The sequence below is a fragment of the Humibacter sp. genome (genome assembly GCF_035547335.1).
Lineage (GTDB): Bacteria > Actinomycetota > Actinomycetes > Actinomycetales > Microbacteriaceae > Humibacter.
In genome coordinates, this window is the sequence record NZ_DASZVF010000060.1 from 99,952 (window position 1) to 124,545 (window position 24,594).

Annotated in this window: 22 protein-coding genes and 1 tRNA gene; 8 read left to right on the forward strand and 15 right to left on the reverse strand. The window is 69.2% G+C overall.

All coding sequences use genetic code 11. The features are described 5' to 3' along the window. Positions 1-17: 17 nt before the first annotated feature. The 6 genes from rplK to VHB92_RS13275 all read right to left on the reverse strand — a co-directional run bounded on the left by rplK (position 18) and on the right by VHB92_RS13275 (position 4,479). The gene (gene rplK / locus VHB92_RS13250; RefSeq protein WP_325454233.1) at positions 18-446 is read right to left on the reverse strand and encodes a 50S ribosomal protein L11; all 429 of its coding nucleotides are present in this window, start codon (positions 444-446) and stop codon (positions 18-20) included. 322 nt (positions 447-768) lie between these two features. Further along, positions 769-1,746: a transcription termination/antitermination protein NusG gene (nusG, locus tag VHB92_RS13255; RefSeq protein WP_325454234.1), complete on the reverse strand. Its 978-nt coding sequence runs from the start codon at positions 1,744-1,746 to the stop codon at positions 769-771. A 99-nt stretch (positions 1,747-1,845) separates the two neighbouring features. Beyond that, on the reverse strand, positions 1,846-2,121 hold the full coding sequence (gene secE / locus VHB92_RS13260; RefSeq protein WP_325454235.1) for a preprotein translocase subunit SecE: 276 nt from the start codon (positions 2,119-2,121) through the stop codon (positions 1,846-1,848). Between the two features lie 39 nt (positions 2,122-2,160). Then, positions 2,161-2,233 (reverse strand) — tRNA-Trp (locus tag VHB92_RS13265). 378 nt (positions 2,234-2,611) lie between these two features. Beyond that, positions 2,612-3,265 carry a response regulator transcription factor gene (locus tag VHB92_RS13270; RefSeq protein ID WP_325454236.1) on the reverse strand — a complete coding sequence of 218 codons (654 nt, stop codon included), beginning with the start codon at positions 3,263-3,265 and terminating at the stop codon, positions 2,612-2,614. Further along, a complete protein-coding gene (locus VHB92_RS13275; protein ID WP_325454237.1) occupies positions 3,262-4,479 on the reverse strand; it encodes a PspC domain-containing protein in 1,218 nt (405 codons plus the stop codon). The genes VHB92_RS13270 and VHB92_RS13275 overlap by 4 nt, the downstream gene beginning before the upstream one ends. 114 nt (positions 4,480-4,593) lie before the next feature. On the opposite strand from VHB92_RS13275, the gene VHB92_RS13280 reads away from it, so the two are divergent. Next, positions 4,594-6,192 carry a PspC domain-containing protein gene (locus VHB92_RS13280; RefSeq protein ID WP_325454238.1) on the forward strand — a complete coding sequence of 533 codons (1,599 nt, stop codon included), beginning with the start codon at positions 4,594-4,596 and terminating at the stop codon, positions 6,190-6,192. A gap of 17 nt (positions 6,193-6,209) precedes the next feature. Further along, the gene (locus VHB92_RS13285; RefSeq protein WP_325454239.1) at positions 6,210-6,821 is read left to right on the forward strand and encodes a hypothetical protein; all 612 of its coding nucleotides are present in this window, start codon (positions 6,210-6,212) and stop codon (positions 6,819-6,821) included. A gap of 57 nt (positions 6,822-6,878) precedes the next feature. Here VHB92_RS13285 and VHB92_RS13290 read toward each other — a convergent pair whose 3' ends face one another. Genes VHB92_RS13290 through VHB92_RS13300 form a run of 3 tightly spaced genes read right to left on the reverse strand, consistent with a single transcriptional unit; the run spans position 6,879 to position 8,999 of the window. Further along, positions 6,879-8,069 carry a UDP-N-acetylmuramate dehydrogenase gene (locus tag VHB92_RS13290; RefSeq protein WP_325454240.1) on the reverse strand — a complete coding sequence of 397 codons (1,191 nt, stop codon included), beginning with the start codon at positions 8,067-8,069 and terminating at the stop codon, positions 6,879-6,881. Positions 8,070-8,109: 40 nt separating this feature from the next. After that, positions 8,110-8,553 (reverse strand): MaoC family dehydratase, encoded by a 444-nt coding sequence (locus tag VHB92_RS13295; protein ID WP_325454241.1) that lies wholly within the window; start codon positions 8,551-8,553, stop codon positions 8,110-8,112. Beyond that, complete coding sequence (locus VHB92_RS13300; protein WP_325454242.1) at positions 8,553-8,999, reverse strand: MaoC family dehydratase N-terminal domain-containing protein; 447 nt, start codon at positions 8,997-8,999, stop codon at positions 8,553-8,555. The genes VHB92_RS13295 and VHB92_RS13300 overlap by 1 nt, the downstream gene beginning before the upstream one ends. A gap of 807 nt (positions 9,000-9,806) precedes the next feature. Between VHB92_RS13300 and VHB92_RS13305 the strand changes: the two genes are divergently transcribed. Together VHB92_RS13305 and VHB92_RS13310 are read left to right on the forward strand one after the other, a co-directional pair. Continuing rightward, entirely contained in the window at positions 9,807-10,793 is a 987-nt protein-coding gene (locus tag VHB92_RS13305) for a hypothetical protein (protein ID WP_325454243.1), read from the forward strand. A gap of 145 nt (positions 10,794-10,938) precedes the next feature. Further along, positions 10,939-12,651, forward strand: a complete 1,713-nt coding sequence (locus tag VHB92_RS13310; RefSeq protein WP_325454244.1) for a chaplin family protein — start codon at positions 10,939-10,941, stop codon at positions 12,649-12,651. 212 nt (positions 12,652-12,863) lie between these two features. Here VHB92_RS13310 and VHB92_RS13315 read toward each other — a convergent pair whose 3' ends face one another. Continuing rightward, entirely contained in the window at positions 12,864-13,253 is a 390-nt protein-coding gene (locus tag VHB92_RS13315) for a VOC family protein (RefSeq protein ID WP_325454245.1), read from the reverse strand. A gap of 456 nt (positions 13,254-13,709) precedes the next feature. After that, positions 13,710-15,713, reverse strand: coding sequence for an aldo/keto reductase (locus VHB92_RS13320; RefSeq protein WP_325454246.1), 2,004 nt, complete (start codon positions 15,711-15,713; stop codon positions 13,710-13,712). A 138-nt stretch (positions 15,714-15,851) separates the two neighbouring features. Here VHB92_RS13320 and VHB92_RS13325 point away from each other — a divergent pair, with 138 nt between their 5' ends. After that, complete coding sequence (locus VHB92_RS13325; RefSeq protein WP_325454247.1) at positions 15,852-16,832, forward strand: LacI family DNA-binding transcriptional regulator; 981 nt, start codon at positions 15,852-15,854, stop codon at positions 16,830-16,832. 109 nt (positions 16,833-16,941) lie between these two features. Here the strand turns inward: VHB92_RS13325 and VHB92_RS13330 are convergent, their stop codons facing one another. Next, positions 16,942-19,401: an MMPL family transporter gene (locus VHB92_RS13330; RefSeq protein ID WP_325454248.1), complete on the reverse strand. Its 2,460-nt coding sequence runs from the start codon at positions 19,399-19,401 to the stop codon at positions 16,942-16,944. Positions 19,402-19,518: 117 nt separating this feature from the next. Here VHB92_RS13330 and VHB92_RS13335 point away from each other — a divergent pair, with 117 nt between their 5' ends. Further along, positions 19,519-20,103, forward strand: a complete 585-nt coding sequence (locus VHB92_RS13335) for a TetR/AcrR family transcriptional regulator (RefSeq protein WP_325454249.1) — start codon at positions 19,519-19,521, stop codon at positions 20,101-20,103. On the opposite strand, the gene VHB92_RS13340 is transcribed toward VHB92_RS13335, so the two are convergent. The 3 genes from VHB92_RS13340 to VHB92_RS13350 all read right to left on the reverse strand — a co-directional run bounded on the left by VHB92_RS13340 (position 20,100) and on the right by VHB92_RS13350 (position 22,948). Continuing rightward, positions 20,100-22,271, reverse strand: coding sequence for an MMPL family transporter (locus VHB92_RS13340; RefSeq protein WP_325454250.1), 2,172 nt, complete (start codon positions 22,269-22,271; stop codon positions 20,100-20,102). The two genes, VHB92_RS13335 and VHB92_RS13340, sit on opposite strands and share 4 nt — an antisense overlap. 62 nt (positions 22,272-22,333) lie before the next feature. Further along, positions 22,334-22,570, reverse strand: a complete 237-nt coding sequence (locus tag VHB92_RS13345) for a hypothetical protein (RefSeq protein ID WP_325454251.1) — start codon at positions 22,568-22,570, stop codon at positions 22,334-22,336. A gap of 69 nt (positions 22,571-22,639) precedes the next feature. Continuing rightward, on the reverse strand, positions 22,640-22,948 hold the full coding sequence (locus tag VHB92_RS13350; RefSeq protein ID WP_325454252.1) for a hypothetical protein: 309 nt from the start codon (positions 22,946-22,948) through the stop codon (positions 22,640-22,642). A gap of 316 nt (positions 22,949-23,264) precedes the next feature. On the opposite strand from VHB92_RS13350, the gene VHB92_RS13355 reads away from it, so the two are divergent. Both VHB92_RS13355 and VHB92_RS13360 read left to right on the forward strand, forming a co-directional pair. Continuing rightward, positions 23,265-23,507 carry a hypothetical protein gene (locus tag VHB92_RS13355; RefSeq protein WP_325454253.1) on the forward strand — a complete coding sequence of 81 codons (243 nt, stop codon included), beginning with the start codon at positions 23,265-23,267 and terminating at the stop codon, positions 23,505-23,507. 190 nt (positions 23,508-23,697) lie between these two features. Next, positions 23,698-24,525, forward strand: a complete 828-nt coding sequence (locus VHB92_RS13360; RefSeq protein ID WP_325454254.1) for an alpha/beta hydrolase — start codon at positions 23,698-23,700, stop codon at positions 24,523-24,525. Positions 24,526-24,594 lie beyond the last annotated feature (69 nt).

The window sequence follows — 24,594 nt, forward strand, 5'->3', positions numbered from 1 at the left end:
TTTCTGACCTACCTTTCCTACTCGACCGTGATGCCCATGGAGCGGGCGGTGCCAGCGATGATCTTGGATGCCGCGTCGAGGTCGTTCGCGTTCAGGTCGACGAGCTTCTGCTCGGCGATCTCACGGACCTGCGCCGCGGTGAGCTTGCCCACCTTGGTGGTGTGCGGAACGCCGGAACCCTTGGCGACGCCCGCCGCCTTCTTGATGAGTTCGGCGGCCGGCGGCGTCTTGAGGACGAACGTGAACGAACGGTCCTCGTAGACGGTGATCTCCACCGGGATGACGTTGCCGCGCTGCGACTCGGTCGCGGCGTTGTACGCCTTGCAGAACTCCATGATGTTGACGCCGTGCTGACCCAGCGCCGGACCGATCGGCGGGGCGGGGTTGGCGGCGCCGGCCTTGATCTGAAGCTTGATCAGACCCGTGACCTTCTTCTTCGGTGCCATTGATTTTCCTTTCTTCGAGCGGATGCCGCGGCATCCTCTCTCCCACGAAGCCGGACTGTCCGGAACGTGGTGACGTGCGCGAACGCACAAACCACACAATTCTACAGGATGCCGACACACCCCTCTGCCACGGGCCCCGTCGAGGTCGCGCCGTGCGTGCACGTCACGCCGCAGGTCCCCCTAGTGACGTCGGGTCCGCTTGTTCGCGCCGCGAACGGGACCCGTGGACAGCAGACGGACCCGTGGCGGAGCAGCGGGGCTGCCGAAGGATGCGAGAAGGGCCGACCGCCAGGTGGTGGTCGACCCTTCTCGCGAGTGGCTGCTACTGCTTGGTGACCTGGTCGAAGCTGAGCTCGACAGGAGTCTCGCGTTCGAACAGCGAGACGAGAACCGTGAGCTTGCCGCTCTCCGGCTTGATCTCGCTGATGGAACCCGGAAGGCCGGCGAACGAGCCCTCCTTGATCGTGATGGTCTCGCCGATCTCGAAGTCGACCTCGATGGGAGCGACCCGCGTGGCGGACTTCGCACCCTTGCCCGCCGTGGCCTTGCCCGTGGCGACCGGCTCGACCTGCACGAGCGACTTCAGCATGTTGAACGCCTCGTCGAATCGCAGCGGGGTGGGGTTGTGGGCGTTGCCGACGAACCCGGTGACACCGGGCGTGTGGCGCACGACCGACCAGCTGTCCTCGTTGAGGTCCATGCGCACCAGCACGTAGCCGGGGATGCGCACGCGGTTGACCATCTTGCGCTGGCCGTTCTTGATCTCGACCACGTCTTCCATCGGCACCTCGACCTGGAAGATGTAGTCCTCCATGCCCATGGATGCCGTGCGGTTCGCCAGGTTCTGCTTCACCCGGCGCTCGAAGCCGGCGTAGGAGTGGATGACGTACCACTTGCCCGGCAGGTAGCGAAGCTCGCGCTTGAACTCGTCGTACGGGTCGACCTCGACCTCGGCCTCAGCGTCGGCGTCGTCGGCATCCTCCGACCCGTCGCCGTCCACCTCGTCCTCGTCTTCGATCGCCTCGAACGCGGCCTCCGCCTCGTCGGCGTCGTCGATCTCGAGGGCCTCGTCGACCGCGGCATCCGCCTCAGGGTCCGCCGTCTCGGCGATCGCGTCGAGCACGGCATCGAGGTCGACGTCGTTGCCGTCGGCATCGGTCACGTGCACGGCCTCGCGCTCGGCTGCGTCGACGGACTGCTCCTCGGCGGCCAGTCGGTTGCCCTCCTGCGCCTCATCGTCTCCGGCGTCCTGCTCTGCGGCGGTCGCCCAGTCGACGTCATCGCGCTCTCGTTCAGACACTTGGCTATTCCCAATCCATTCCTGTTGTTGCGTAGGTCACGGCCCACGCCGCCGATTCGTTCAGGCCCCGTCACCCGTGTCCCGCGGCCCTCTCGGCCGTCAGGATCCCGAGGTTCCGAAGACGAGGATGACGAGCCAGCCGAAGAGCTGATCAAGCCCGAACACGATGGCCATCATGATGATCACGAAGACCAGCACGACGCCCGTGTAGCTGAACAGCTCCCCGCGCGTCGGCGTGACGACCTTGCGCAGCTCGCCGAAGACCTGCCGGATGAACAGAGCGATCCGAGAGAAGGGGTTGCGCTTGGCATCCCGCTCCTTCTTGGCGTTCGCGACGACATCCTCGCTGGGTTCGTCGATGACTTTTCGGGCCACCTCATACCTTTCGTGGGCCGGCGCCAGAGCACCGACTTGCAGGGCGGACAGGACTCGAACCTGCAACCTGCGGTTTTGGAGACCGCTGCTCTACCAATTGAGCCACCGCCCTACGGTGAAGAAATCGTGGCGGCGCCTGCCTCGGTCGAACGCGGGATTCTCAGCCTGCGGCCTCCGGGGACGGCGTCGCATTCAACCCGTTCCGCACCCGACGAAAATGGGCGCAGAAAAGCTTGGCTGACTTCAACAACCTCGGTCAAGTGTAGGCGAGCGGTACCCGGTAGTGCAAAGCGGCCGGAACGCCGGAGGCGGGCGCCCGTGTCGCCCCAGAGAGCGATTCTCACAAGCACTCAGCGGTTCCGGCATGCGCCGAGCGGTCCCAGCAAGCGGTGAGCGGTTACAGCAAGAACCGAGCGGGTCCAGCAAGCACACAGTTGTTTCGAAACGCGATGGGAAGGGCCCGCAGCCGGATGCGCGTCCGCCCCCGGCGCTAGAGGAGCCGTCGCGCGAGCGCCCAGGCGGTCAGCTCGTGCCGGGACGACAACTGCAGCTTGCGCAGCACGGCCGACACATGCGTCTCGACGGTCTTGACCGAGATGAACAGCTCGCCTGCCACCTCCTTGTACGAGTAGCCGCGCGCGATGAGGCGCATCACCTCGCGTTCGCGTGACGTGAGGCGGTCGAGCTCGTCGACGCTCTCCGCCTGTTCTCCGGATGCCGCGCCGAAGGCATCCAGCACGAATCCCGCGAGACGAGGCGAGAACACCGCGTCCCCGCCGGCGACGGCGTGAACGGCCCTGGTCACCTCGGCGCCCGAGCTGCCCTTCGTGATGTACCCGCGAGCGCCCGCCCTGATGGCGGCGACGACGTCTTCCGCAGAATCCGACACGCTCAGCGCGAGGAACCGCGTGGCCGGTGCCAGCGGTCCCGCCCGCCGCGCCACCTCGGCGCCGCCGCCCCCGCTCCCGCCAGGTAGGTGCACGTCGAGCAGCACCACGTCGGGTTTCAGCGCGGCGACGGTCTCGATCGCGGAGTCCACGGCATCCGCCTCACCGATCACGCGGATGCCGTCGCCGAGATCGGCGCGCAGCCCCGACCGGAAGATGGAATGGTCGTCGACGATGACGACGGTGATCTCGCTCACGGCTGCTCCTCGGCCTGCTCCAGGTGCAGGCGCACCTCGGTACCCTCACCGCCGGCACCGGAACCCACGGATGCCTGACCGCCTGCCCTGCGCATCCTTCCGATGATCGACTCCCGCACTCCCATGCGATCGCCCGGCACGTCATCGACCCGGAAGCCAGGCCCGCGGTCTCGCACGAACACGTCGACCGACCGCGCTGTGCCCTCGACGTACACGCTCACCTCTCCGCCGGCGTGCCGTGCCGCGTTGAGCATCGCCTCCCTGGCCGCTGCCGCGACCTCGCCACTGGAGCGCTCCTCGGTCTCGCCGACGGCGACCACGTCGAACCGAACGGGATAGTCCAGCTCGAGCGCTGCGGCCGTGTCACGCAGATCCGTCACGAGATCGCTGTCGTCACGTCTCTCGCCGGAATACAGCCAGTCCCGCAGCTCGCGCTCCTGGGCACGGGCGAGCCGGGCGACCTCACTGGAAGCGCCCGCCCTGGTCTGGATGAGCGCCAGGGTCTGCAGCACGGAGTCGTGCAGGTGCGCAGCCAGCTCGGCGCGCTCCTCCTCGCGCACGCGCTTCGTGCGCTCCTCGATCAGCTCCCGCCACACGCGAAGCGCCCACGGGCCGGCCAGCACAGCCACGCCGGCGAGCACCGCGACGACGAACAGGATCCACGCCCATCCGGGCGCCTCGCCACCCCACACCATCGGGCCCAGGATGCCCGCGCCGACGAGCAGGAGCCCGCTCGCGGTGCGCAGCCAGCGGGCCGTCGTCTCGGTGCGGGGCGCAGCAGCATCCACGAGCTGGTCCCACGCCACGGCGCCCGCGCCGAACACGGTGACGCCCATGACGAGCGGCAGCAGAACCCCCGGGTCGATGACGTGCGTGCGGAAGGCTCCGCCGAGCGCGAAGATCAGTGCCGTGAACAACGCGGCGATCGCGAACAGTAGCCAGGGCACCGAGACGCGGCGATGCACGAGCCCGTGCGTGCCTGCGGCGGCCGGCTCGAGCGGGGTCAGCGCCCACAACCACGCGTACAGCAGGATGCCGGCCCCTCCGCACAGCGCCAGCCCGGCGGCCACCCATCTGGTCGCTCCGACGCTCCAGCCGAGGTGCCTGGCGACGGCCGCGCACACTCCGCCGAGAACGCAGTCCCGAGGGCGCTCGAGCGGCGGACGCCCGACGCCCGAGGGCATCGGCGTGGGCTGCGCGCGCGAGGTGGACATACTGGCATCCAATCACCGTCCCAGGGGCGCGGGCGCCCCCGGAGACGGATCTCAGGGGCACATCAGGGGCATCCCGGATCGCGCGGCGGCCGGCGGCTCGGGCACCATCGGAACATGCCTGATGAACCCAGCCAGCACAGCGGCGCGGCCGCGTCCGACTCACCTCATTCCGGTGGGCCCGGCAGCGGTGGCAGCGCTCCGTACGGAACGTGGACGAGCACGTCACGGCCGGAGAACCCGGGGACCGCACGGTTCTTCGGCTGGCTGCGCAGCCTAGGCCTGGTGCGGCAGAATGGCTGGATCGGCGGTGTCTGCGGTGGTGTGGCCGCGCGGCTCGGCATCGATCCGATCATCGTGCGCGGCATCGCCGTCGTGATCGCCGTGCTCGGGGGGCCCGCCCTGCTGCTCTACGCGGCGGCGTGGCTGCTCCTGCCGGACGCCTACGGCGACATCCACCTGCAACGACTCCTCAAGGGACACTTCGACCCGCCCATCATCGCCATCATCGTGATCGCGCTGCTCTCACTGCTGCCGTTCGCGCAGGGGTTCTGGTGGACGGGTGCGCAGTTCTGGAGCGGCCTGTCCTGGTTCCCGTCAGCCGGACGCGTGCTGTGGACGGTGCTCGTGATCGCCTTGGTCGTCGCCGTGATCGTGTGGGCGGCACGCAGCGGTCGTGTCCCGCCTGCACCACCTCACCGTTCCTCGACTTCACCGACGGATGCCGGTGGCGGCGCCGCGCATTCGGCTTCCGCGAGCGCCGCCCCGGCATCGACCCCGTCCGCATCGACTCACTCGGAGCCGACCCAGTCGCAGTCGACCCAGTCGCAGCCAACCCAGGACACGACGCTTCAGGACACGACACCGCAGGACACGACACCTCGAGCCACGCCACCTCAGGACGGCGACCTCGCCGACTGGCGCGCCAGGCAGGACGCGTGGAGAGCCGACTACGCGGCCTGGACGGCTCAGCGCGACGACGCCAAGGCGGTGCGCCAGCAGCGCTCCGCCGAGATGCGGGCGCAGGCCCAGGCGCTCGCCGCGGAGGCCGAGGAGGCACGCAGGCGCAGACGCACCGCGAACCCGCGCACCAGTGCGGCGTACGTCTTCATCGCGCTCGGGGCCGCGCTCGTCGCCGGCGGCGTGGCGGCGGCGGTCGCGCTCATGGGCGACGCATCCGGGTTCGCGCTCGCGATCGCCCTCGCCGTCGCGACCGGGGTCATCGGCCTCGCGATCGTGACGGCCGGCATCCTGCGTCGACGCAGCGGCTTCCTCACGTTCGTCTCCATCGTGCTCGTTCTCTGCACCATCGGTGCCGCTCTTCCGCCCCGCGGTCACGACCTGATGCTGCTACCTCGCGCGACGTACTGGAACACGCAGGACATGTCGGTCTATCAACCGGTGGGCGACCTGGACCTGTACTACGACGAGGCGGGGTCGCGCAGAGCGGACATCGTGCAGGGCGCCGGCGCGATCATGGTGCAACTGCAGCGCGGCGTGAGCGCGCGGGTCGAGATAGTGCAGCACACGCCCGGCAGCTCGGTGCACGCGAGGCGGTACGACGACCAGGGTGAGTCCCACGCCGTCGCGGCGACGGGCCGCTCCGCCGCGGGAACCCGCACGTACCTGTTCGGCGGGTCCTCGCCCGAGGTGAGCGTGCGCATCGAACAGGGTGCAGGCGACGTCGACGTTCTGTACTACCCGGCTGCGAAGTGATGAGGGAAGGCGACACCATGCACGAAGACGACACCGGTGCGCAGGATGCGACCGGTCCGGGCGGGAACTCCGCGTCCCGCCCGGACCGTGACGACAGCTCCGCCGGCACCGACGCAGAGGCGACGGGGGCCGAGGGCCGGGATCGCTCAGACGAGACCACCGAGGTCATCGCCGGGAGCGTGGCGTCGCAGACGGCGGACACCGAATTACTCTCCCCGGCCACGGCCGCCGCAAGTCCTGGACTCGGCTCCACGCCGGTAGCCGGAACCGAGGGGCGGAAGGCGACGGACGAGCATCCTGGGACCGGGAACAGCCGGATGCCGCGGAACACAGCACCCATGCCGTCACCCCGTTATGGATCGCCGGGCGCGTACCCGTCGACGCCCGAGCGCCCTCGCCTGCGTGCCGGAGCGATCGTGTGGGGACTGCTCGTCGTCGCGTTCGCCGCCGCCGTGATCGCCGTGTCGGCCACACCGGACGCACGGAACGCGTTCGACGCGTGGCAGGCATCCCTCACGCCAGCGGCCTGGGCGATCATCGGCGTTGTCGCGCTCGGCGTCATCGTGCTGCTCATCGCGGGCGTCTCGGCCATCCGGAGCGCACAGCGCCGTGCCGACGCAGCACGCTGAGCGGCGGAGCCGTCGCGTCGGCGCTGAACCGTCGGAGCCGGCTCGTCCGGAGTCGGCTCAGAGGGTGAGCCCCACCAGCACGGGTTCCGGGTGCAGCAGCACGCCGAACTCGGCCTGCACCCGTCCCTGCACGAACGACGCCAGCTGAGCGACCTCCTCTGCGGATGCCCCTCCCCGGTTCGTTACGGCGAGCGTGTGCTTGCTCGAGATGGCGGCACGGGAGCCGGGCAATGAGAATCCGCGCCGGATGCCTGCATGCTCGATGAGCCACGCCGCGCTGAGCTTGACGCCCGATCCCGTCGCCGAGTCGGCGTTGGCGCGACGACGCTCGCGGTCGACGGCGGCATCCGCCAGCATCCCGACCGCGACGCTCTGCTCGGCGTTCTCACCGTCGAGCGGCGCGACGAGATCGGGCTCCTCGGGCACCAGGGGCCACCGCGGCGCATCGGAGGGCAGTGTGGCGGCGAATCGCGTCGAGACGATGGGGTTGGTGAAGAACGATCCAGCGCTCACCGAGTCGGGATCGTCGTCGTCGAGCACCATGCCCTTCGATGCGCGCAGCGACAGCACCATGCGCCGCATCTCCCCCAGCGAAACGCGCGATCCGATCTCGACGGCCAGCGCATTCGCCAGCTGCCCGTAGGCGATCGGTTCGCCGAGTGCAGCACCCACATCCTGACGTTGCGTCAGCTCCAGCTCGACAGCGACCACGACGCCCTCGAGCCCGCGCTTGAGCGCGGACGTGCGATAGCCGAGCTCGAGGTCGGCGGCGGTGAGCCTGCGCACGTCGCCGGTGACGGCATCCAGAAAGTCGACTGCGACGAGCACGGACTCCAGCTCCTGGCCGTACGCGCCGATGTTCTGCACCGGTGCTGCGCCGACGCTGCCGGGGATGCCGGAGAGCGCCTCGATCCCCGCCCACCGGTTGCGCACGGCGAGGGCGACGAGGCCGTCCCAGTTCTCGCCGGCCTGCACCCGGAGCCGCACGGCATCCGGATGCCGCGAGTCCGCCGCCTCGATGCGTTGCACGCCCTTCGTCGCCACGCGCACGACGGTTCCGTCGAAGCCGTCGTCGGCGACGATCGTGTTCGATCCGCCGCCGAGCAGCAGCACGGGCTCACCGCTCCCGTAGGCGTCGGAGGCGAGCGCGATGAGCTCGTCCTCGGTCGACGCCGTCACGAGGTGAGGAGCCGGACCGCCGACGCGCATCGTGGTGAGCTCGGCGAAGGTGGACACGGACACCGTCACGCCCCGGCTCCTGTGCGACGCGCGTCGGGCTTCGGCCGGTTCACGCGAAGGAGACCCATGCCTGGGCCTTGCCCAGCACCGTCTGACCGTTGAAGGTGGCGATGATGTCGACTCGAACGCGGTGGTTCTGCAGCTCGACGACGGCGGCACGCGCCGACACCGACAGCGTGGCTCCGTCGTTGCGATCGACGACGACGGGACGCGTGAACCGCACCTGGTAGTCGACGACGCGAGCGGGATCGCCCGCCCAGTCCACGACCGTCTGCACGGCGATGCCCATGGTCAGCATGCCGTGAGCGAGCACGCCGGGGAGCCCGACGAACTCCGCAACGTCGTCGCGGTAGTGAATGGGATTGAAGTCGCCGGATGCCCCCGCGTATCGAACGAGGGAGTCGCGCGTGATCAGGTGCTCGGCCTGAGCCACCTCGTCGCCGACGGAGAGTGCGGTCAGATCCGGGGCGCCTGATGTGGACCGCTCGGCCATCACTCGTCCCCCCGCACCACGAGAGTTGACGTCGCCGTGACGACGTGCTCGCCGGCCGCGTCGCTGATCTCGGTGGCGGCCGTGACCATGGAGTTGCCGCCGAGCGTCTTCACGGCGGTCACCGTGAGGCGCGCCGTCAGCTCGTCGCCCGCCACGATCGGGCGCGTGTACTCGAAGCGCTGGTCACCGTGCACCACACGGCCGAAGTCGATGCCGGCATCCGCGTCGCCGAGCAGCTGGGCGAGCGTGTGCTCCTGCACGACCACCGGGAACGTCGGGGGCGCCACCACGTCGGCGTGCCCCGCTGCCCTCGCCGCTTCCGGGTCGAGGTTGATGGGGTTCGTCGCGAACACGGCTCGCGCGAACTCCCTGACCTTCTCTCTTCCGACCAGATACGGAGGCGTCGGCGGATAAGCACGGCCCTGGATCGCGGGGTTCACTGGCACCCGTTCATTCTAGGGATGCCCCGACCGCCGATTCCCGGCGCCGTCGGTCGAAGGACGCCCCGCCTACGAGCAGAGCGTCCGCTACGCACGAACACCTGTGCACGGCCGTGCGTGCAGAGGGGCGAGTGCACAGGGGCGAGTGCACGGCCGTGCGTGCACAGCTCCGTATGCACGAGGGGTCCCGCCTGCGACGCGATGGAGTTCCCGGGAACGCAAAAAGGACCCCGGCTCGATGCCGGAGTCCTTTTAAGCCTGTCGATGTCGACTGCGCTCAGCGACGACCGCTCACTGGCAGCTGTCGCACTGCAGAAGGTCCATCGGGTCGACGGGAACTGCGTAGCCGCCGACGCTGTCGTTTTCGTAGTCCATGGTGACCTCCCCTGACGTTCCGTTCCCGGACTCTTCCCCGGCCCGCTCGGTGTTTCCCCCCGCGGTGTTCACCCACTATATAACGTGAATCACACGAATGTCATCCCACTAGATGTTGTGTTTTCACGATTCTCGTTGCCGATGGACGTCAACGTACCCGGCACCCCCGACAACGCCAGGAAATGCGCGGTATGACCGCCTCAGGACGACGTCCGGATCGCGGATGGACCGGCGTGTCGAACGGCGTGTCGGAAGCGGTTGGCCGGCGTGTCGGAAAGAGTCTCGAGGCCGGCGCGGATGCCGCGCGAGGCACGAGTCCTCCCGCATCCGTGTCCCCCGTTTTCGGTACACGAGAAGCGCGTCTTCAACCCCGCGCCCCCTTCCCAGACGACGAAATCCGTGATTAGGCTCGAAATCGCTTCACGCTAGGGGGAAACGATGGAGCTCGTCGGGGCAGCAACGCCCGGCCGACTGCTCCGCCTGCTGTTATGCGGGCTGGGCGTCGCCGGGGGTCTTGTGCTGCTCGGTCTCGCCTTCGGTTCGCTCTCCGCGTCCGCCGACGAAGCATCCGATTCTCCTGCGGCATCCACGTCGTCTGTCTCACCGTCGGCTCCCGCCGCCTCGAGCCCGGGATCGGGCGTTCTCGGCTCCGTCGGCTCGGTGCTCGGCGCCGTCACGACGCCGGTGTCGAACGCTGTCGGGGCCGTGACCTCGACGGTCTCCTCGGTCGTGAACCCGGTCGCCCAGGCCCTGCCGGCGCCGGTGCAGCAGGCGGTCGCTCCCGTGACGGATGCCGTCGCATCCGCGACGCAGTCCCTATCGGCCACGCAGACCCTCGCGCCCGTCACCGGCGCACTCGACCAGCTGGTCGGCGAGGTCCCGGTCGTCGGCGCACCCCTGCACGCCGCACTCGGCTCGTTCTCGAGTGCGACGGCGGGCGCGACGAATGCGATCGACGCCACGACCGGCCACGTGAGCCAGCTCGCCGGCAGCGTCTTCGGCCCGCCATCAACGGCGGCCGGCACCGGCGCATCGGCAGGGCACGCATCCGCTGGGAGCGGCCCGGTCGTCTTCGGCGTCGACACTCCGGGATGGGAGCTTTCGACCACGGCGTCGCCCGCTGTCGTCCGCGCCTGGGCCCCGTGGCCCGTACTCGGAACGGGCATGGGCGCCGGCGCCGCCGCCGCGAGCGGTGGCACTCCGCCGGGTCCGGGGGACAGCTCTGCACCCCAGGCTCCACCGGGAACTGCGGACGGCCCACCGTCCGGCTCGTCCGGCGGCTCGGGAGGAGCGGGTGGCGCCGTCGCGCTGCTCTCGACTCCGCCGACCGCAGCGACGGCCGCTGTGAGCGACTCAGCGGCATCCGACTCCGACGATCGACTTCCGTCGACGCCGACCTACGACACCGACTCCACCCCCGACTGAGTGGGTCTCGCCTGCCCTGGTGCGGCACGGCATCGTTGCGATGCGCCGCGCCCGGAGGCAGGAGACGAGACCTCAAGTCTCCTCGGGTTCCGCGTCTTCGACGCGATGCGAGGAGCGAATCCATCACTCTTCGGGGAGTTGAATCATGAACAGAATCGTGTCGAGAGGGCTGTGGTTCACAGTCATCCTCGGCGGTCTATCACTGGCGGGAATCGGGGCTGCCAACGCCGCCGAACCCTCCACGAGCGGTACAGACGGAGCAGGCTCCGGCGACGTGCTCGGCATCAATCTCAGCGTTCCGGTCTCGCTGGCAGGCAACGCGATCAGCGGGCTGGGCGACGCCCTCACGGGCGGCTCCAGCTCGGCGCCCGTCGTGCCTTCGTCGTCGGCGCCCGCGGCTCCGTGGACCTCGGGGGACGGCGGCATCGGATCGGGGAACGTCGTCGACACCTCCGCATCCGTGCCGGTCGCCGTCTCGGGAAACGCCGTGAGCATCGTCGGAGACTCGACGAGCTCGGACGCCACCGCGGCGCCGGCATCGTCGGGCGCGTCGACGGGGTCGAGCACGAGCTCGGCACCGGCGACCAGCGGCGATGACAGCGTGCTGGGCGGTGCCGTCGCGCCGATCGCGGTCAACGTGCCCGTGACGATCAGCGGCAACGGGATCAGCGTGCTGGGCGACTCGACGTCCGACAAGGCGGACACCTCGAGCGCCTCGAGCGCGACGACCGCTGCCGAGCAGCCCTCGTCCACCTCGGGCGACGACAGCCTGCTCGGCGGACTGCTGCTCCCGATCGGCGTCAACGCTCCCATCACGGTCAGCGGCAATGCGATCGGCGTGGCGGGCGACTCGTCCACCTCGCAGTCGACGACCGCGACGAGCGGAAGCGGCCCGGCCTCGTCTTCTGGTGACAGCACCTCCGGTGACGGCGGCGTGCTCAACGGGTTGCTCGCCGATGCGGGGGTGAACGCTCCGATCACGATCAGCGGCAATGCGATCAGCGGTCTCGGCGACGCCGGCACCACGGGTGCGACGACCGCGAACGGTTCGGGCTCGGGCTCAGGCTCGACGCCATCGACCGGAGGCACCACTTCGGGCGATGACGGTGTGCTGAGCGGCGCGCTGGCCCAGGTCGGGGCTGCCGCCCCGATCACGGTGAGCGGCAACGCCGTGAGCGTGATCGGCGACTCGTCGAGCACGGATGCCGCCACCACGCCTGGTACGGAGGCCACGACGGCCCCGGCCGGCGGCAGCACCTCCGGTGACGACGGCCTGCTCGGCGGGGTGCTCGCCTCGGTCGGCGCCAACGCACCCGTCACGGTCGCAGGAGACGCGATCAGCGTCGTCGGCGACTCGAGTACGAGCGGCGCGACGACGGCCGGATCCGGCGCCACGGGAACCACCGGTGCGACCGGCGGCGACGGCGGAATCCTGGGAGGAATCCTCGCGCCGATCGGCGTGAACCTTCCGATCACCGTCGGATGCGACGCCGTGAGCGTGCTCGGAGACTCCGGCACCTCGGGGTGCATGACGGCCGCCACTCCCGGCAACCCGGGCGACCCGGGCACGCCTGGGACGCCTGGCACTCCTGGAACACCCGGCACACCGGGTACGCCTGGCACACCGGGAACGCCCGGCACGCCCGGCACTCCGGGAACGCCTGGCACGCCGGGCGGGATCGTCCCCGCATCGTCCGTGCACACCGTGGCGGCTTCGGGCGCGACGGCTGCCGGTGGCGCACACGGGCTGGCCGACACCGGCTCGGACCTGCTAGGCACGCTGGGCGCCGCTGCGCTGGCGCTGCTCGCAGGTCTCGGCGCGCTGCTGTTCGGCCGTCGCCGTACGCTGCGGGCGTGACCGAAGGGGTCATCGAAAGCGAGTGACGGCGGATGCCGGAGGCTTGGCAGAAGAGTCTCCGGCATCCGCCCGAGCGCGCTCCACGTCGGCGCACGGCGCGCCCGCGCTGCCCGGGGCACACGGCACGCCCGCGCTGCCTGCGGCGCACGGCAGGTCCGCGCTACCTGCGGCATCGAGCGATGACGGCGGTGTCACGCGGCACCGCCGCTTCGTCATGCCTGGATGACGGCCAGCACGTTTCCGGCCGGGTCACGGAACCAGGCGATCTCCGGTCCCCACTCCGGGTTCGTCGGGCGCGCGATACCCTTCTCGTCCGTCGGCAGCACGTCGTCGGAGTAGATCTTCGTCTGCACGCCTGCCGCGTTGAGCTCCTCCACCGCCTGGTCGATGTCGTCGACCACGAAGTTCAGGATGGTGAACGAAGCAGGGGTGTGATCGGGCTTGCCGTACACGAACACCTCGGCACCGCTCGGCATGGTGACCCGCATGCCCATGTCGCCCTCGTTCTCGACATGGAGCCCGAGGGTCGTTCCGTAGAACTCGTGCGCGACGGAGACGTCATCGACGCTGAACCCGCTGAACGAATCGATGGCACTGAACATCGCTGCTCCTCCGGATTGCGCCCACCCGGTCGCTCTCGCACAACTCTCGACGAGAGCGCGACCCTTGAAGCACGAAGCCCGACGAACCTGACTTTCGGCTCATCGGGCGGAAATGGGGTAAGCGGGCGAGTTATCGAATGGGCCGCCTGCTCACCGCCCCCACGGGAGCAATGACCGGCCCATCACGAGCTTCGTACCGGCCACAGGGGTTGTCAAGCGTTCCGGCGCGCACAGAGGCCGCGCGCTCGTACCCAGTTCGGGGCATCGTGTTCCCGCTGTCTCGGCGCTTTCGACGGGCCAACTGCTGCCGAGGGGCGGTGTGCGGGATGCCGGACCTCGGCATCCCGCACACGCAGCCTTTCTTTCAGCGCGCTCAGTTCTTCAGCGCACTCAGTTCCTCAGCGCACGCTACTCACGCCCGCCCAGCCCTCAGCGCACTCACTCGTTCAGGGACGCTCAGTCCCTCAGGTCGAGCCAGCGAACCTGGTCGTCGCTGAGCGTGACATCCAGGCCAGCCATGGAGGTGCGCGTCTCTTCGATGCTGCGCGGTCCGAACAGCGGGAACGTCGGGAACGGCTGAGCGAGCACATACGCGAGCGCGACCGCCGTCGGCGCCACGCCGAGCTCGTCGGCCAGTCGCCGAGCCCGAGCCAGCCGCTCGAAGTTGCCGTCGCTGTAGTAGCAGCGCACCAGTTCGGAGTCGGACGTGTCGTCCCTGTCGGCCCTCGCGAAGAACCCACGCGCCTGGGACGACCAGGGCAGCAGCGTGGTTCCCGTGCGCTCGAGCCACTCCCGGTCCGCGTCGTCGGTGACGTAGCGGCATCCCGGCCACGGCACGTCCAGCGCGTGCGCGAGGCCGAAGTGGTCGCTCAGCACCGAGAAGCGCTGCTTGCCGTTGGCATCCGCGTAGGCCAGCGCCTGCTCGTAGCGCTCGATCGACCAGTTCGAACCGCCGAACGCACGGATGCGGCCCGCCTTCGCCAGCTCGTCGAGCACGTCGACGAACTCGCCAACCGGGATCTGCTCGTTGTCGCGGTGCATCAGGTAGAGGTCGACGTGGTCCGTCTGCAGCCGGTCCAGCGACTCGTCCAGCTGCCGCACGATCGACTCGGGGTCGCAGTGCGGCGTGTGGGCCCCCTTGCCGATGATGACGACCTCGTCGCGCAGACCGCGGTTCGCGATCCACTGGCCGAGGAGTGCCTCCATGGTGCCGCCGCCGTAGATGTAGGCGGTGTCGAACGCGTTGCCGCCGCGCTCGATGAAGTCGTCGAACATGGCGGAGGCGTGACCGAGCGTGGTCTGGTTGTCGACGCCCATGACCAGTCGCGACACGTCCTTGTCGAGCCCCGGGATGCGTCCGTAGCGCATGGCGGCATCGGCACGACGGCGCGGAGCCGTTCCGCTCGCCGGCGGGATATCGGCCGTCGGCGCCTCGAACGGGTACTGCAGCCCGATCGCGGCGCGCCACTGGTCGAGCGTGCGGGCGTTGCCGAGCGTGTCGGCCCAGCTCATGTTGGGGCTCTGCCCCTCGGCGGCGAACTCGGCGACGGCATCCGCCTGCAGGGCGTACTGGTACGCGGGGTCGATGGTGATCGTCTCGGGGCCTGCGTCTGCGCGGGACACCTCGATGAAGGTCGGCTCCGTCGGACTCGGAGTCCACGGGTCGGGCACCACGATGCGGCCCTTCGAGCCACTCACTACGATCCGGTTGTCCTCCTGCACCCGAACGCCGCTCGTCACGTGGGCCGTGATGCCGGATGCGAACACGAGGGAGGCGGTGGCCCATTCGTCGACACCGATCTCGCCGATGTGGCCCTTGGCCGTGAGCGAGACCGGATCGGCGAACCGCTGACCGGCCGCCGCACCGGCGACCCAGCGTGCCGCAGAGACGGAGTACCCGCCGACATCGAGGATGCCGCCGCCCGCGAGCTCGGGGTTGAGCAGGCGGTGGTCGGCGCCGGCATCCGTGCGGAACGCGAACGACGCATCCACATGCTGCACGTCGCCGATCGCTCCGTCGGCGATGAGCTCGGCCAGGCGAACGGTCTGCGGGTGGAAGCGGTACATGAACGCCTCGGCGAAGTACCTGCCGTTGCGTCTGGCCGCCTCGACGACGACCATCGCGCCCGCGTGATCCACCGAGAGCGGCTTCTCGCACACGACGTGCTTGCCGGCATCCAGAGCCTGGATCGCCAACGACACGTGCTGGGTGTGCACCGTCGCGATGTAGATGGCGTCGACCTCGGGGTCGGCGAAGAGATCCGCGTACGTCTCGTGAACCCGGATGCCGCCAGGAGCGCTCTCGAACTCGGCGGCGAACGAGCGGGCACGTTCGACGCTCCGGCTCGCCACCGCGACGAGCTCTCCCGTGCGGCTGTGGGGCAGCTGTTCGGCGAATCGGTGCGCGATGCCGCCCGGTCCCGCTATTCCCCATCGCACGTGCTGCAGGCCTTCGGCCATTGCTGTTCCTCCATCGCAAAGTCGATCGTCTCGCTCACGGCGACCCACGATCTCACCGGAGAACCGGGCGCCACGTCCGTTCGCGCGCCGCGACCGTGAACGTTCACGGTTTGCGAGATTACCAGTACGATTCCGAGCATGGCAACGGGCGGACGCAACGGAAGCGCCAGGCCGGCGACCATCAACGACGTGGCCGCCGCTGCGGGCGTCTCCCGCCAGACCGTGACCAGGGCGATGAACGATCTTCCCGACGTCAGCGCCGCCACGAAGCAGCGCGTGCAGGATGCCGCCGCCAGGCTTCGCTACCGCCCCAACCGGGCGGCACAGCGGCTCGTGCGTGGCGGCGATGTCACCATCGGATTCGTCGTCGGCGACCTGCGCAATCCCTACTACCCGGAGCTGGCCGCGGAGCTGACGCACCGAGCGGCCGAACGGGATTGGAGCGTCGTCATGACGGATGTCAGCGGCAGGCGAGGCAGCGAGCGCGTCGACTCGATCGCGGGTCGCGTCGATGCCGTCGTCGGGCATCTGGCCCGCGAGCGTCGCGAGCTCGTCACATCCCGCGTGCCGACGGTGCTCCTGGCCGACGACGCCAGCGGCGTCGCGCGCGTGCGGTTCGACTACGGGAAGGCCATGAAGGCCGCGGTGTCACACCTCGTCGGCCTGGGCCGTCGCCGGATCGCCATGATCGACGCTGAGCACGGACCCTCGCTCCGGGCCGAACTGCTGCGAGGCGCGCTCGAGGAGAAGGGGATGCCGTCATCCGCGCTCGTGTCCGCCCCCGACACGCACGCCGGCGGTATCCAGGCGGTGGAGGCGCTGCTGCAGACGTGGCCGGAGACCGACGCCGTGGTGTGCTTTAACGACGTGCTCGCGGTCGGGGCGCTGAAGGGATTCGCGCGTGCGGGCATCCGTGTTCCCGACGACGTGGCCGTGATCGGCGTGGACGGACTCGACATCGGCACGCTCGTCACCCCGGAGCTGACGACGCTGGCCGTGGACATGCGCGCCGTCGCCCGTCACGCCATCGATCTGGTCGATGCGCTGCTGCGCGGCGAGAACCCGGATGCGCTGCACAGGTCGGTCGCGCACACTCTTGTGCTCCGCGAATCGGCGTGAGACCGCGTCAACCGTCGGCGCCCACCGTTCCGGTGCGCAGGGCGTGCGCCACGTCGGGCCTGCCGTTGCGTCTGGCCTGCGTCGGGCGGCCGAACGCGCGTCGCACGCGCTACCGCGGAACCCCCGCCACGGCCTCGGGCGCGCGGACGGGCTGCTTCGGAGGCAAGCCGTACAGCGGATGGCTACGCTCGAGAGCGGCGCCCTCGACATCCACGTCGGGCACGATGCGGTCCAGCCAGCGCGGCAGCCACCACGCGGCCCTGCCGAACAGGTGCATGAGACCGGGGATGAGCAGCATCCGCACCACGAACGCGTCGAACAGCACGCCGAAAGCGAGTCCGAAGCCTAGGGGTCGCACCATCGAGAGCTCGGAGAACACGAACCCACCGAACACCGAGATCATGATGATGGCAGCTGCTGTGACCACCGCCCGTCCGCCTCGGACGCCGGACACGACGGCCGCTCGCGCGGACAGCCCGTGCACGTACGCCTCACGCATGCCGGAGACCAGGAACAGCTGGTAGTCCATGGCGAGTCCGAAGAGCACACCCATCACGATGATCGGAGCGAAGCTCAGCACCGGTCCCGGATCGTGCACGCCGAACACGGGGCTCAGCCAGCCCCACTGGTAGACGGCCGTCATTCCGCCGAACGCCGCGAACAGCGACAGCACGTATCCGCCGGTGGCGATCACGGGAACGAGCAGCGAGCGGAACACGACGATCATGATGATGAGTGACAGTCCGACCACCACGGCGAGATAGAGGGGCAGCACGCCGGCGAGCTTGTCGGAGATGTCGATGTTGGCGCTCGCCTGGCCGGCGACGCCGAGCTTCACTCCCCCCGCGACCTCGTTGTGATCGCGCAACTCGTGCACGAGCTCCTCCGTCGAGGCGCTGCTCGGGCCGCCGGTGGGCACCACCTGGAACGCCATGAAGTCGCGGTCGACAGAGGTGCCGACGGGTGCGACGGCCGCGATTCCGCTGCGTGCCATCAGCCCGTCCGCGATCGCGGCCTGCTCGATCGTCACGTCGCTCTTCGCCACCGGTTCGGGCAGCGTCGCTGTGACGAGGAGAGGTCCGTTCTGGCCGGCTCCGAACTTGTCGGCCACCGCGGTGTACGCCTTGTACTGCGTCGAACTCGTCGACTCTGACGAGCCGTCCGGAAGCCCGAGGCGCATGGTCAGCGCGGGAATCGAGATGATCAGGAGCCCGACGACCGACGCGACGACGGTGACGACGGCACGGCGCGTGGACATCGGCCGCACCACGGGAGCGCGGTGCGACTCGTGCCCGATCTGCGCCCTCGCCTTCTTGCCCAGCACCTTGAGCCCGGCGAGACCGAGCAGAGCCGGGGTGAGCGTGACCGCGACCAGCACGGCGATCAGCACGCACGCCGCGCCCACCGTGCCCATGACGCTGAGGAACTGGATGCCGCTCACGTTGAGCGCGAGCAGCGCCACGAGCACCGTCGCACCCGCGAAGACGACGGCGTTGCCGGCCGTTCCGTTCGCCAGGCCGATGGACTCCTTCACCTCCGTGCCCGCCAGAAGCTGTCGTCTGTGCCTGTTCAGGATGAAGAGGGAGTAGTCGATGCCGACGGCGAGCCCCAGCATGAGTCCGAGAACGGGGGTGACGGATGACATGTCGACGATCCCGGAGAACGCCATCGCACCGGCAACGCCGACGCCGACCCCCACGAGCGACGAGATCAGCGGCATCACGGCGGGCAGCAGCGCGCGCATCATCACGATGAGCACGATGAGCGCGATCACGACACCGGTGATCTCACCGGGACCGATGATTCCGCTGATAGAGGTGGCGATCTCGGAGGAGTAGTCGATCGTCAGACCCGGGATGTCCGCGCCATCGAGCTTGTGCGCGACGGCCGATTTGACGTCGGCGGGCAGCGAGAACTGGTCGGCGTGGAACTGCACGAGGCCGATGGCCGTCGACCCGTCGTTCGACACGGTCTTGATGTCGGAGGAGGCGTTGAGCAGTCGCTGTCCGGCCTCCAGCTGGTTCTTCGACGCGGCGAGCGAGGCGGCGCTCGCGTCGAGCTGCTTCTGCTGTGCCGTGAACTGCGCGGATGCCTGGTCGTACACTCCGGCCGCCTTCGCCTGCGCGACCGCGGCGTCGAGCTGCCGCCTGCCGGCATCCAGCTGCTGCTGGCCCGCCTTCAGCCGATCATCGGCGTCGGCGAGCTTCTGCTGCTGCGCCTCGCGCTGCGCCTGCGTCTGGAACGGGTCGACGGTGCTGTCCACGCCGTCGATGGTGGCCACGCGGTCGAGCAGCGACGTGATCTGCTTCTGCTGGTCGGCGTCGATCTTCCCGCTCGTCGCCTGGAACACCACGGTGCCCGTCGTGCCGCCGCTCTGATCGAGCTCCTTCTGCAGCCGGTGGGTCACCTTCGACGTCTCGGTGCCCGGGATGTCGAAGCTCGTCGCGAGAGCGCCGCCGAACGCGAGGAACGCACCGCCCGCGAGGCCGAGTGTGACGAGCCATCCGACGATGACGGTCCATGGCCGGCGCGCGGAGAACAATCCGAGCCGGTTGAGCAGGTTGGCCACGGCTGGCCCCTTCGTTCAGGTGCGGGTGAGGGCGCGACGGTGCGACCCATTCACGCTATCCGACACCTGTTGGATAACCGGCGTTTGTTGGAGAACTCCCAGCGAATCCCCCGGCGCATGGCAGAATCGCGGATCATGGATGCCCGCATCGCCCGCACGCGCACCAGCCTGCAGCAGGCCCTGCTGGAACTCGCCCGCGAGCGGACACTCGACGAGATCACCGTGGCCGACATCGCCGACCGGGCGGGCGTCAATCGGAGCAGCTTCTACCAGCACTACTCCGACAAGGACATGCTGCTGGCGGATGCGCTCGACGCCGGCGTCGAAGAGACGGGCGCACGCCTTGCCATGCTTTCCGGCCCGGTCTCCGGACCTCCGCAAGACCTCCTCCGCTACCTCGAGCACATCGAGGAGAACGCGGCGCTCTACGCGCGGGTGCTGGGCGATCACGGCTCCGCCCTGGTGACCGCGCGGGTGCGCGATCGCATCGAGCGCGTGGCGTTCGAAGGGATCAGGCACGCGGAGGTGAGCGGATACGACGGCGTGCCGCTCGAGGTGGTGGCGGCCGGGATCACCGGCGCCGCCATGGGCGTGGTGCGCGCGTGGCTCGAGCGCGACCCGCGGCCCTCCGTCGAGGTCGCGGCCGGTTGGCTATGGCAGGTGCTTCTCGGGCCGGGCGGAGCCTGGACCACCTCCGCCTAGGTGCTGGCGGCATCCTGATCGGAGGCGACGATGTCGCCATCCGTGCGCCATAACCTGGACGGCCACCAGCTGGCGCGACCGATGTCGTACGACACCGCGGGTACGAGGAGCGACCTGACGACGAGCGTGTCGACGAGCACGCCGAACGCGACGATGAACGCGATCTGCGCGAGGAACAGGATGGGGATCACGCCGAGCGCCGCGAACGTGGAGGCGAGCACGAGTCCCGCCGACGTGATGACGCCGCCGGTGACCGCGAGTCCACGCAGGATGCCCTGCCGCGTTCCGTGCAACAGGGACTCCTCGCGCACGCGCGTCATGAGGAAGATGTTGTAGTCGATGCCGAGGGCCACGAGGAAGACGAAGCCGTAGAGCGGAACGGCCGGATCGGCTCCCGGAAAGCGGAACAGGTCGTTGAACACGTACGCCGAGACGCCGAGCGATGCCGCGAACGAGACCACGACGGACAGCACGAGGATCACGGGCGCCACGATCGCCCGGAGCAGCAGCATCAGGATGACGAGGATGACGAGGAGCACGATCGGGATGATCGTGTTGCGATCGTGGATGGACGCGTCGTTCGAGTCCACCGCGACAGCCGTGACGCCGCCGACCAGGATGCCGGCGTGCAGCTTCGACAGGTCCGCGCGCAGTGAGCGCACTGTCGACTCGGCGGCATCCGAATCGGCCGGATGCGTCAGCGTGGCCTGCAGCATGACGTCGCCGTCGACCACGGTGGGGTCGGGCGCTGGGGTTCCTGGCGGCCCGAGCGGCTGGGCCCCTTTCTTCGTCACCGGCGCGCTGCCGCTCGGCGAATCCTTCGCGCTGACCGCCACGGACGAGACGCCGGAGTGATCGAGCAGCAGATCGGCCATGGGCTGCAGCTCGGTTCGCGGGCCGACGACGAGCGCCGGGCTGCCCGAGCCACCCGGGAAGTGATCGGCCAGCACCTTCTGGCCGTCGCGGGCATCCGAATGACCGAGGACGATGTCGCTCTGCGGCACGCCCTCCGCCTTCAGCTGCAGCAGGCCCGTCGCTCCCGCCAGCAGTGCGACGGTGCAGACGATCCAGATGACCCGCGGCGCGCGGCGGATCCCGGCGGAGACGCGCGCCCAGAGCCCGTGCGCTTCTGGTCCCACGGTCTGCGGATGATCGGAGCCGAACTTGGGGCGGACCGGCCAGAATGCCGCCCGTCCGAACGCCATCAGCACGGAGGGAAGGAAGGTCATGGCGGCCAGAAACGCGAACGCGATGCCGATCGACGCCACGGGCCCCAGCGCCTTGTTGGAGTTGAGGTCGCTGAACAGCAGGCAGAGCAGCCCGACGATCACCGTGCCGGCGGATGCGACGACGGGGCCGAATGCGCCCCGCACGGCCTTCCACGTCGCCTGCCATCTGCTGCGCTCATCGCGAAGCGCCTCCCGGTAGCGCGACACATAAAGCAGGGAGTAGTCGGTGGCGGCGCCGATCACGAGGATGAACAGGATGCCCTGCACCTGTCCGTTGAGCTGAACGATGCCCCACTTCGCGAGCCACCACACCACGAGCAGCGCGACGCAGAGCGCGAACATCGACGTGGCGAGCACGAGCACGGGCAGGAGCGGCGACCGGTAGACGATCACGAGGATGACGAACACGGCGGCGAGCGCGACCGCGAGCAGGATGCCGTCGATACCGCCGAATGCGGCCACCAGGTCGGCCGTGAAGCCGGCGGGTCCGGTGACATAGGACTCGACGCCCTGCGGCGTGCCGGACTTCAGGTGGGCGCGGAGGCCGGCGACATGGGCATCCAGGTCGGAATCGTCGGCGAGCGGCACGAACACCTCTGCCGCCTTGCCGTCCTTGGACGTCACGGGCGGCGAGACGTCACCGTGCACACCGGCCAGGTCGGCGAACGAGGTCGCGTCGTCCGCGATGGCTGCAAGGTCGTCGCGGCTCAGACCCGACTGCCGCTCGTACACGACGATGGCGGGCACGGCGTCTGCGCCGCTGAACTTCGCCTGCAGGTCGGCCACCTGCGTCGCATCCGCGCTGGCGGGAAGGTAGCTGGCCTGGTCGTTGCTCGAGACCTCGGAGACCTTGCCGAAGAAAGGCCCGCCCACACCGGCGAGCGCAAGCCAGACCACGATGAGCACAACGGGAAGCACGACCCTCGACCAGCGCGGCATCGGGCCATTGTCGCGCAGCCGCGACGAGGACAGAAGTACCTGGCGGGTGCGGATTTCTTCGGCTAGAGGGCCTGGCGCAGCGCCTCTCCAGGAGTGATCGCGGACGGGATGTACGTGCATCCGTCGTAGAGCGGCCACACCGCCCACGCTCCGGCATCGTTGCGGTAGAGGTAGCCGAGCACCGTTCCGCCGCGCGAGATGCTCCAGGGCTCGCCGTCCGCCGGCTGCGCCAGCGTGAACGGCGTGTTGTTCACGACCACGATCTGTGAGCCGGGCTGGGGCTGGAAGTTCTCGAGCATGGTGCTCGAATACTAGGACGAACTGCGGGCTCGCCAGAAACCCGGTCGACGGCACCGCCTCACAGGCACTCAGTCGTCGAGTTCGACGGCGGACAGCCCCCACGACGGCTCGAGCTCGGCCGAACGGTTCCGCAATACCACGAGGGCGTCGGCATCCGTCAGCTCCTCAGCCTCCGAGGTCACCGACGAGGTCCAGATCGGAACGGCGGCGCAGAGCACGAGCTGTGCGGTCTGTCGTGAACCGTCGTCGTCGATGAACGGCAGCTCCGCCGTCTCGAGACGGTGCAGCCTCGCCACGTTGATCCAATATGCCAAGGTGGCGTCGGCGAGAGCGGTACCCGTGATGAGGGAAGTGCCGCCGATATTGATGCGCTTCATGACTTCCAGACGACCTGGTGCAGGGTTCGCCCTCGTACCAGGCGAAGTGTCAGCACTCAAACTACGTCCTTCGCCCACGCGCTGCACGCCTTGACAGGTGCGGCTCAGGATGCGTCAGCCCGACGCGCATCCTCTCCGCCTCGCCACTCGCGGGCGGCCGCCCCGTGTCAACCCGCTGTGCTGCCCGGCCGCCGCGGCCTACGGTGGCCTCTCGGACGACGGCGCGACGGCGCTCTTCCGAGCCGAAGGCGGCCGACTTCCGAACGACGAACCCTCGAAAGACGGACAGTCGAAACACGAACAGAGGAGCGCAGTGATGACGGATTCCGACCAGCGGCGCAACGACGCCGACGACCTACCCGACGGCTCCGCGTCGGAGACGACTCACGAAGACACGGCGTCGGGCGGCGTGCAGCAAGACGGTTCTGTGCAGCAAGACGGTTCCGAGGAGGATGCAGACGACAGCCGCGCCCGGGACCTGACGGTCGATCCGGATGACGTGGACCCCGAGCACGACACCGGGCCGGATGGCACGCCCGTCGACAACCCGTCGGGGTGAGATCGACGCGAATGGTGAAGGGCGGCGAGGCCGGCGGATGGACCGCCCGCCTCGCCCTCGCGTCCGGTGGCAAACACGTGAAAGATCCTCACCTGACTCTGGTGGGAGTGACAGCGCGCGCGTTACGGTGAAGCTGCACCCCGCTGCAGCACGTCCTCTCACCGCGCATCCGCATATCCGGAAGGCAATCATGGGAACTGTCACCACCTCGGACGGCATCGAGATCTTCTACAAGGACTGGGGCAGTGGGCAGCCCATCGTCTTCAGCCACGGCTGGCCGCTGTCTGCAGATGACTGGGATACGCAGCTGCTGTTCTTCCTGCAGCATGGCTACCGGGTCGTCGCGCACGACAGACGCGGCCACGGCCGCTCCACCCAGACCGGCGATGGCCACGACATGGCCCACTACGCGGCCGACCTGCGTGCCGTCGTCGAAGCGCTCGACCTGCACGACGCCATCCACGTCGGCCACTCGACCGGCGGCGGCGAGGTCGCGCACTACATCGGCACGTACGGCGAGGATCGCGTCGCGCGCGCCGTTCTGATCAGCGCCGTTCCTCCGATCATGGTGCAGACCGAGAACAACCCGGGCGGGCTGCCGAAGAGCGTGTTCGACGACTTGCAGGCCCAGCTGGCGAAGAACCGCTCGGAGTTCTATCGGGCTTTGCCGTCCGGTCCGTTCTACGGGTTCAACCGCCCCGGCGTCGAGTCGTCGGAGGCGATCATCGAGAACTGGTGGCGCCAGGGGATGATGGGCGGCGCGAAGGCGCACTACGACGGCATCGTCGCCTTCTCCCAGACCGACTTCACCGGGGACCTCAAGAAGATCACGGTTCCGGTGCTCGTCATGCACGGAGAGGACGACCAGATCGTGCCCTACGCCGACTCCGCGCCGCTCTCGGCCAAGCTCGTGCAGAACGGCACGCTGAAGTCATACCCCGGATTCCCGCACGGCATGCCGACCACGCAGGCCGACACCATCAACGCGGATCTGCTGGAGTGGCTGCAGTCGTCGTGACGCCGCCTGTGGGTCGATAGCACCGAACGGCGTTCGCGAATTCAGGACCAGGGAGGGCTCGGCTGCGAT